Below are 9,583 nucleotides of genomic sequence, written 5' to 3' on the forward strand. Positions count from 1 at the left end.
CTCCATACCGGCCCGCGGCACGTTAAAAGCCGCACAGAGAGGCCTGACACATGACCGCACTCGATCACATGCTCAGAAAGTCAAAATTTTCCTTGCACAACGGGAGGCATCCACACATGGCTTCCGGAAAAGTGGCTTCCGCAAAGTGGATTCCCTGGATTCCGCAAAAGAATCCAGCACGCCAAAGTCGTGATTCGGCAAGCCTTTGATAATGAGTCGCTTTTTCCAGAATCACCCGGCAGGTGGATTCCGCCCGGCTTCCCCGGTGAAACTGCCTGTCGCTAGCGAAATGCCGCGCTGCGCCCCCCCGTATACGTTTGGGGCCGGGGAGGAACCATGCCGTGGGGGGTCAGCTTGCCTTCGAATTCGCCACTAGGGATTTGAAGGCACTTTCGCCAATAATACGAATTGGATACCCCGCGCTCTGCATATCTTCGGCCTTGCGGTGCTTGCTGCTCTTGTTGTGCCCTGCAAGGACGTTCAAATCCTGATCACCGACGACCAGGTGCGTCGTCTCCTTGGTAACACCGGGTTTCACGGACATGCCGACTCGGGCGGCGAGTTCTGCGGCTTCGCTGCGGGACATGCCCAGCGCGCCGGTGAAGACCACCACCGACCCTGCCAGTGCGCCCTTTGGGTCGCCCTCCATGGTGATGGCGGTCGAGTAGCTTTTTCTGGCGGCTGGTTTGATCAGTTCCTCAAACGGCAGCCGAAGATGAAGTTCGGCATGCAGCACAACCAATGCGGCGGCACGTGCGTCTTCACCTGCATCGTGGTGATGGAACTGAAGGTTCAGCCTGCGCTTGAGGTTCGCCAACCCATGTCCGCCATTACCCTTCAACTCGGGCCAAGCCCGCCTCGCGATCTGAACGCTGTCGCTCCAACGCAGGTCAGGGGCGTCAATGCCGCAGAACCCGCAGGCGGCATTCATTGCCTGCTTGTCGAAGTTGCTGTGCTGGATGAGGTGATGGCGCGTCAACAGAGGGAGCAGAACGTCCAAGGCGTCGGGGAACCGGGGCGCATCCGCTACATGATCTGGACCGATGCCGTGGAGCTGGATGTTGAACGCGTCAAACCGGGTGCCGGGATTGACCAGCATGGAGAAGGTCTGGATCTGGTTGTCGGGTCGGACGCAGGCGAGGCCGATCTGGCAGATGCTGGCGACATCACTACATGCAGTTTCAACATCCAGTGCGACAAAGCGGAAACTGCCTTCTGGCGGGCGATGGTCATGCGCGAAGGCGGGTCTGGGCTTCATTGTGCACACCGTTTGGCGGCCTCAAGGGTGCTGGCGTAGATCAGGCAGCTTTCGATGTCGTCCAGGCGCGATGCCATGTCCTTCGCGATTTTCAGGTTTTTGTTGAAATCGTCGACCAGGTTGTTGTGCTTGCGCAGGAGCCTGTCATGGGTCTCGATGCACGCCGTTACGTTGGATTTGCAAGTGAAACCTTCATAGTTGCACTGGCGTTTATTGAAACAGGCTGCATCGCTGTCGACGCACATTCCGTTTCTGGAGCAGACCTTGTCACCGTAATCAAGACAGGCGGGCTGTGTTCCGATCCTGCAGGAAAAGTTCTGGCCAAGCGCGGGTGAGGCGAGGGTCAGGGCCAGCAGCAGGATCGGCAGCCGCATCACATCACCTCCAGTTTCGGCAGGCCGCGCACGATTTCCATGGTTCGCAGGCTCACGGTGATGACGCGCTGAAACAGTTCCAGCGGGTAGGCGGGGTTGTTCATCGTTTCAATGGCATAGCGGTTGGCGTCGTTGACGATGCCGCTGGCCTTGTCGGTCTTGACCACCTGGCGTTCCATCACCCATTCCAGCGCGGGCTTGCCGTTGACGACATAGTCATAGGCGGCGAGGGGCACGTCCTGCATGGTGATGTTGGCGTTGTAGATGACCGTGGTCTTGTCCTTCTCCTTGCCAGCCTTGCCGAAAGCCCATTTCGTGACGCGGTAGAAGGCTTCAGGGTCCTTGATGACCCATGTGCGCGGGTCGCCCTGCTTGTAGGTCACGGGATAGGGTTCGACCGTTTCATAGTTCACGTGCAGGTCGCCCAGATCGCGGCCCGCGCGGCTGAAGGCCCAGAAATCGGCGGCGGCTTTCACGCGGGGGATTCGGGGCAGTTCCTTGGTCAGGTTGTCGGTATAGCGGTCACGGTAGTCTTGTGAATGCAGAAGGCCGTAGACGTAGTAGAATATGTCCTCCTTGGCTATATCCTGCCCAGGATACGCTGCCTGGAAATGGGCCAACCCGACATCGGTAATCGCGTCACGCCGTCGGCCGGCAGAGGATTGTATTTCGAAAAGACCACCGGACTCCTTATCCACTTGATCATATAGATATAAAGGAAAGTACTGTGCTCCATCTCGATCCGCGGCATGTAGAGCGGGAACCGCACTGGACATCAACGCAGAAAAGTTGCCCCTGAATCCGGGTCCGGAAAGCCCGATCACGAGGTTTTCCGCTTCTGCATGCGGAAACATCTGAGGCATTTGATAGACACGCTCGTTTAACGCGCGACCGAAAAATAGCCATTCATGGTCATACGGACGGTAAAGACAGGGAATAAAATCCCCATCTGACAGGGCAAGCCCCCGATTGTTCTCAAGCCTTTTCTTCAACCCTCCTGTCCAGCTAATCCGCAAGGGGTCAATCTTGACGAGGTCAGATATATCTCCTCTCTGTCCATCCAGTCGCTGTCGCTCGCTTTCGTAAAAAGCGATGAAGCTCTCTAGGTTCTTCTGAAGTCCAATCCTCGTGAAGTTGACACACCATACATCCCGGTTTGTGGCGACGCCAAGCGAGTAGTTTTCGAACAAAGAATTTGAGAGTGCAGTTTTCTTGTCTCCGATCGGCAGAAAGCGGTCGAAGCTTGCATCGCGTTGATTAAGCCAGTCGTTCTGGTCGTCTGGCGTGATTTCCGCCCACCCACCGACTTTCGCGATGCCACTCACTGCACCAAAGTCTTGGATGATTGCCAGCTTCTGTTTTTGGTCAAGATAATCCCCGATATCGTGGAAGAAGATGCGGCCGTGCTTGGAGGCCTCCGGGTTCTTGACGAAGATGCTGATGGCGATGGGCGCTCGGCTACCCGAGCCGAAAACTTTACCGCCTTCCTTGCGGGATCGCTCACCGCTGGTGCGCTGGTTTCCACGAAGATGAAAAATATACAAATCCGTGAATTCTTGTGCTAGGCATGCGCGAATGCCGTCGGTGGAATGACCATCCACCCAACCGGCATTAGTCACATATGCAACGACGCCTGCATCACCGATACGGTCCGATGCCCAGCGGATAGCTCTCACGTAACTGTCGTAGATCTTGCTCTTGAGGGTCGAACTGGACCTTGCGGCATAGGTGTCCCGGATGCGGCGGTCCAACGCCGGATAGCTCACATTGGCATTGTTGTCGTCCTCGTTGTTCTGCCCAGATGAATAGGGCGGGTTGCCCACGATAACCCGAATATCCATCGCCTTCTGCCGCTTCCGCCGCTCCGAGTTGTCCGGCATGTAACGCGAGATCAGGTCGTCGCTTTCATACATCTGGAAGGTGTCGGTCAGGCAGATGCCCTCGAAGGGCACATAGTCGCCGCCCTGCAGCCCGTGATAGACTGCCTCGATGTTGATCGCAGCGATGTAATAGGCCAGCAGCACGATCTCGTTGGCGTGGATCTCGTGGCGGAACTTGCGCTCCATCTCCTCAGGCGCGATCAGGCCGGATTGCAGCAACCGGGTGATGAAGGTGCCAGTGCCGGTGAAGGGGTCGAGGATGTGGACGCCTTCGGAGCCGAGGGTCTGGCCGAAATGCTCCTGCAGCATCTCGTTGACCGAGTGGATAATGAAATCCACGATCTCGACCGGCGTATAGACGATGCCCAGCTTTTCGGTGGTGCGCGGGAAGGCGCGGCGGAAGAACTTGTCGTAGAGCTCGACGATCAGCTTCTGCTTGGCCTGGGGGTCGGTGATGCCCTGCGACCGCAGCTTGACGCTGGCGTAGAACTTTTCAAGGTCGCGGGATTCCTTGTCGAGGTTGGCCTCATTCAGCACATCCAGCACGCGCTGCATGGCGCGGGAAACCGGGTTTTCGGCGGTGAACTTGTGGCCCTCAAACAGGGTCTCGAAGACGGGCCGGGTGATGATGTGCTGGGCCAGCATCTCGATGGCGTCGCCTTCGGAGATGGTGTCGTTCAGATCATCGCGCAGCTCGGCAAGGAAGGCATCGAAGGCGCGCCGGGCGTCGGTGTCCGGGTCTTTCAGCAAGGCGGTCAGGCGGGTGATGTGGTTCTTGGCGATCTCGGCGATGGAGGCGGACCAATCCTCCCAATAATCGCGGGTGCCGCATTTCTTGACGATCTTGGCCATGATGGCACGCGAGAATTCGTCGATTGCGAAGGTCATCTCGGTTTGGGTGTGTTCCGGCCCCTCGATAACATCGTCCCCGGTGCCACCACTGCCAGAGCCGATGCCTGACCCAGCGGCCTTGGTTTTGTTCGGAAGCGTCTCGACCACGGCGGTGACGGATTTCAGCTCTTCGGATGCAGCGTCGATCCCGACAATCTCGATGGTGTCGCTGATATCCTGCCCCAGCGACATCTTGTTGATGGTGCTGTCGAAGCGTTCATCATGGGCGCGCAGGGCGTTCAGGATCTGCCAGACGACACGGTAGCGTTCATTGTCGTTGAGCGCCTGTTCCGGCGGCACCCCCGCGGGCACGCCCACGGGTAGGATGACATAGCCCATCTTCTTGCCCTCGGCCCGGCGCATGACACGGCCAACGGATTGCACCACGTCGATCTGGCTCTTGCGGGGGTGCAGGAACATGATCGCATCGAGGGCGGGGACATCGACGCCCTCGGACAGGCAGCGGGCATTCGTCAGGATCCGGCAGGTGTTGTCGCCAGCCTCGGCCTTGAGCCAATCCAGCAGAGCACCGCGCGTCTTGGCATTGAAGGTGCCATCGACATGCTGAATTTCGCAGTGCAGGTGGTCGGATGGGATGTCGTCGTCGATCAGGCTGTCCTGGCCGAGATATTCATCCACGACGGCGGAGAATTCATCGCGGATCAGCTTGGAGCTTCGGATGTCGCGCGCAAACGCCAGCGCGCGGCGCATCGGGTGCGGATCGGCTTCGACATCAGCCTTGAGGTCAATCTTTGTCAGCGCCTTATAACAGCCGACGATCTTGGTCGCGTCATCCAGCACCAACTCGCTGCCCGCGTCGCCGAGGCGTTTCTGAACCGCCGCGCTGACGAGACCTTCGTCCATCGCCAGAACGATGACCTTATAGTCTGTCAGCAGGCCGTTCTGCACCGCCCAGCCGAAGCCCCGATAGAACAGGGTTTTCCCAAAGAGGGACTCATCATCCATCGACGCCAGTTCGGCACCGACCTCATCGGCCTTGCTGCGCACATTGTCCCCGAAAATCCGGGGCGTCGCCGTCATGTAGAGGCGCTTCTTGCCTGCGACGTGATCATTGCTGTGGATCTTGACGAAATTCGACTCGTCTTCCTTGTCGAGCGTGGCACCGGTGGTGCGGTGCGCCTCATCGCAGATGATCAGGTCAAATTCCGGCATCCCTGCTTCCTGCGCGCGGGTCAGGGTAACGATGGACTGGTAGGTCGAGAAGATGACAGTCATGCGCTCAGGGTCGTCGGCACCGGCTTTCTCGGCTACCTTTTGCGGATCAGTGGTGGCCGGAAATGCCAGATCGTGGATCTCGATCTCGGCGATGTCGTCAGAATTCTTGCGCCGTTTCCCGACATGGGCATCGGAACAGACGGCAAAGGCGCGGATTGGCGTTTCGGTGTCGTTTGTCCATTCGCGCACGGTCTGGGACATAAGTGCCAGCGACGGCACCATGAACAGAACGCGCTTGCCCTTGCCGGCCAGATCTTCGGCGATCTTGAGGGCGGTGAACGTCTTGCCTGTTCCACACGCCATGATCATCTTGCCGCGGTCCGCCACTGCCAGGCCGGTCCTGACATCCTCCAGCGCATCCCGCTGGTGCTGTCGAAGGGACTTCTTGTCGGCCAAGACGATTTCGCCACGCGCTTCGAAGATCGTCCAATCGATCCGACTTTCGCGAAGGTCTGTCAGGCCGATGCGAACAACGGGGATTGCTTGGTCCCGGATCATCTCCTCGGCGTTGGTGCCCCACTCCTTTTCAGTCGTGTCTAGGACAACGCGCCTGCGGAACGGATCCTTGCCGGAAGCAGAGATGAAGCTGTCGATGTGCGCTTTCTGGATGCGCGTGTCGGCTGCATAGAACTTGGCTTGGATCGCGGCGAATCCATCTTCGTTGCGCAACTTTGCAACCAGATCGATGCCGACATCCTTGCCATCGCGGCCGTTGGCTTTCGCCCATTCCGACCAGGTCCACACAGCTTCGTATTCTTCTGACTGAACAGGGTCGTTCATGAAGAAGGCGAGGGCTAGACGCTCAAAGTAGGTGCCCTTTTCGCGTTCGGTAACAGCTGCGTCGCGATAAGATTGCAGGATGCGGTCAATTCCGGTCATGAGAATTCCTTGTCTTCCGACCGTAACTTAACTGCGTTTTCAGGACCCGGCGACCCCCTATCGTCGCGCGACGACGACAAGCACGCGACGCTTCGCATCGACAAATATGCAGTCCTCACCTGTCCTTACCCCGGAAACCTGCCAACCCCGCGTGACTCTCAGGTCTTGATCTCATAGCGTCATGTTTGAGTGATGGTTTGGGAGGCACGGGGTGAAGGCAGCAGAGACCAAGGTCGATCGTTTTCTGGGGAGCAACGAGACCGCATTTGCTATTCCGGTTTACCAGCGCAATTACGACTGGGCAAAGACGCAGTGTGCCCAGCTCTTCAAGGACATTCTGGCTGTTGGCCGTGACGACAACCAATCGGGCCACTTCATCGGCAGTATTGTGTACGTGCATGACGATGTGCATGCCGTCGCGGCCCTGCAGGAATTCACCATCATTGATGGCCAGCAGCGCCTGACTACACTGACCTTGATCTATATCGCGATCTACCGGCACTTTCTTGCCGTCGGCGAGGAGCGCGAAGCCCAGCGCATCTATAAGACCTATCTGATCAACGAGTTTGCAGAAGATTCCGAGAAGCTGAAGCTCAAACCCACTGACAATAACAAGGCTGCGCTGGCGCAGATGATGGATCCGCAAGAAGCGGTCAAGGTCAGCGGATACTCGCGACTGATCGAGAATTTCCGCTTTTTCCAGAGCGGGATCGATGCGTCCAATGTTGCAACCGTCCTGAAAGGCCTGTCCAAGCTGATATTTGTCAACATTGCGCTCGACCGCCAGAAGGACAATCCGCAGCGCATTTTCGAGAGCCTGAACTCCACCGGGCTGGAGTTGTCGCAGGCAGACTTGATCCGCAACTACATCCTGATGGGGCTGCCACGGAAAGAGCAGGAGCAGGTATTCCGGAAGTTCTGGGAGCCGATCGAGAGCAATGCGCGCAATCTCGAGGTGAATGAAAGCCGCGTGTCCGATTTCATCAGGGATTATCTGACGCTAAAGCAGAAGGACATTCCCAACAAGGGCGCGGTTTACGCCAAGTTCAAGGAGCGGTTCCCGCTTCCCAGCTCGCCCGAGCTGATGGAGGCGCTGGTCGAAATCCGCGATTTGTCGAATGTATATGCGCGCTTGCTGAACCCTAGTCTGGAACCGGATGCTGAGATCGCCCGCGAACTTGGCTACATCCGCACGCTCGAAATCAACGTGTCCTACCCCTTCCTGATGCCGGTCTATCGGGATTTCCAGGCTGGAGTGATTTCCCGCGATGACTTCGCTGCGGTTCTGCGTCTGGTGCAGAGCTATGTCTGGCGTCGTGCGATTCTTGGCCTGCCCACCAACGCACTGAACAAGATCTTCATGGGACTCTATGACCGAGTTGAGTGCGAGGGCTATCTGACATCGATTCAGCGTGCGCTTATGCAGCGCGGCGGCACACAGCGCTTTCCGCGCGACGCCGAAGTGCTGGCTGTCCTAAAGGAGAAGGACATGTACAGCGTGAAGGGCCGCACGCGCACCTATTTCTTCGACAGGCTCGAAAACCACAACAACCGTGAGATAGTCGATGTAACGGTGCCGGGCATCACGATCGAGCATATCTTCCCGCAAAACCCTGATCCGGAATGGCGCAATATCCTGGACGAAGACGACTACGCCGCGATGGGGGAGCATTACCTCAACACCATCGGCAACCTGACGCTGTCGGGCAATAATGGTCGGCTCGGAAATAAGACGTTTACCGCAAAGCGGGATATGAACAACGACGGTGCTGAGCAAGGCTACCGCTACAGTCGGCTGTGGCTCAATCGCGACCTGCAGACCCTTGATCACTGGAATGTGGCACAGATCGAAGCGCGGGCGGAACGAATCGCACAACGTTTTCTTGATGTCTGGCCCGCGCCCAGCGTGGACGTGCTGGTCGGGTCGGACGTTGAAGAGATTAATATCTTCGAGGCGGAAGAACCGAAGTTCAAGAAACTGGAATATGCCGTATTCTTGGGAAACCGACTCTGGGTCACACAGGTCAGCCGCCTTTACGTTGAGGTCATCCAGCATCTGCTTTCTGAGCAACCTGACGCGTTCCACGGCACGAAGCTTGGGGATCGTATCCAGTTGGCGGCCGATCCCGCTAGCTTGCGCCAGTCGGTTCAGGTAGCGGAGGGTTACTTCGTCGAGGGCAATATTGATTCCACAACCAAATTCGAGAGGATGAAATTCATCCTCACTGAACTCGGCCTCGAGGATGAGCTCTTCATCAAGTTTGCTTAGGGACCGAGACAACTTTATCTTTCACGGGGCTTTTTGCTTGCAGCCCACGGCCGTCCCTTTGGCATCGCCCCCGTCACCTCAACCTCGCGCAGCATCCCACCCGCCAGCAGCCCATCCCGGACCCAATCCAGCGCCAGCCACCAATCCTCGTAGCCGCGTCGGGCTGATGCAATCTGCTCCGGATGCGGGCGCCAAGTGACTGGGCATGCCAGCAACTGCACCGTTCGCCACTTGCCGCGCGTTTTCACCCGTTCGGTGCCGACGACGATGGTGGTTGCCCGCTCGCCATGCTGGTTGCGCTTCACGTCGACCGGTACACATCGCGGCGCGACGCCGTGCATCCAGTCTGGCGTCAGACCGGCGCGCGCCAGTTCCGCCACGCGGATTGCCATGCGGATGCCGCCGAGACTGTCGGGCATGCCTGCGACGGTGGCGGCGATCACCTCGGCATCGGGATGGGTGTAGCTGCCCATCTTATGCTGACCGCCGTCGACCTTGCAGCCAAGTGCGGCGCGCTGGATCAGGATATATTCGAGGCCAAAGCCGAAGCCCTCCTCGGTCACGTCCTTTGGCGGCGGCAATTCCAGCTGCGCCTTTTCCACCCGGAATGCCCATTCCAGCGCCGCCTGGACGCCGAGCGCGCGCTTGACCTTCGTACCGCCGGTTCGGCTGAGAACGGCGGTGCAAAATTAGGCCACGGTAGCGGCGGGATAGTCTCGCTGCGGGCGGAGTAAAATTCTGCCACTTTTCCCTTCTTGCGGCTGCAGGGAGGGTGGGGAGATCTATACCGTGGAAC

Annotated in this window: 6 protein-coding genes; 2 read left to right on the top strand and 4 right to left on the bottom strand. The window is 58.2% G+C overall.

What is annotated here, in order from left to right:
* The coding region (locus KAK09_RS18050) for a hypothetical protein (RefSeq protein WP_210880320.1) at positions 1–193 on the top strand (193 nt) is incomplete at its 5' end.
* A 156-nt stretch (positions 194–349) separates the two neighbouring features.
* Here the strand turns inward: KAK09_RS18050 and KAK09_RS18055 are convergent.
* Genes KAK09_RS18055 through KAK09_RS18065 form a run of 3 tightly spaced genes read right to left on the bottom strand, consistent with a single transcriptional unit; the run spans position 350 to position 6,518 of the window.
* Positions 350–1,258: an exonuclease domain-containing protein gene (locus KAK09_RS18055; protein ID WP_210880321.1), complete on the bottom strand. Its 909-nt coding sequence runs from the start codon at positions 1,256–1,258 to the stop codon at positions 350–352.
* Positions 1,255–1,632 (bottom strand): hypothetical protein, encoded by a 378-nt coding sequence (locus tag KAK09_RS18060; RefSeq protein WP_210880322.1) that lies wholly within the window; start codon positions 1,630–1,632, stop codon positions 1,255–1,257. The genes KAK09_RS18055 and KAK09_RS18060 overlap by 4 nt, the downstream gene beginning before the upstream one ends.
* Positions 1,632–6,518 carry a DEAD/DEAH box helicase gene (locus KAK09_RS18065; protein ID WP_210880323.1) on the bottom strand — a complete coding sequence of 1,629 codons (4,887 nt, stop codon included), beginning with the start codon at positions 6,516–6,518 and terminating at the stop codon, positions 1,632–1,634. The genes KAK09_RS18060 and KAK09_RS18065 overlap by 1 nt, the downstream gene beginning before the upstream one ends.
* Positions 6,519–6,729: 211 nt before the next feature.
* On the opposite strand from KAK09_RS18065, the gene KAK09_RS18070 reads away from it, so the two are divergent.
* Positions 6,730–8,787, top strand: coding sequence for a DUF262 domain-containing protein (locus KAK09_RS18070; RefSeq protein ID WP_210880324.1), 2,058 nt, complete (start codon positions 6,730–6,732; stop codon positions 8,785–8,787).
* A gap of 14 nt (positions 8,788–8,801) precedes the next feature.
* On the opposite strand, the gene KAK09_RS18075 is transcribed toward KAK09_RS18070, so the two are convergent.
* Positions 8,802–9,407, bottom strand: a complete 606-nt coding sequence (locus KAK09_RS18075; RefSeq protein WP_210880325.1) for a hypothetical protein — start codon at positions 9,405–9,407, stop codon at positions 8,802–8,804.
* Positions 9,408–9,583: the final 176 nt, after the last annotated feature.

The sequence above is a fragment of the Roseovarius autotrophicus genome (assembly GCF_018069895.1).
Lineage (GTDB): Bacteria > Pseudomonadota > Alphaproteobacteria > Rhodobacterales > Rhodobacteraceae > Roseovarius > Roseovarius autotrophicus.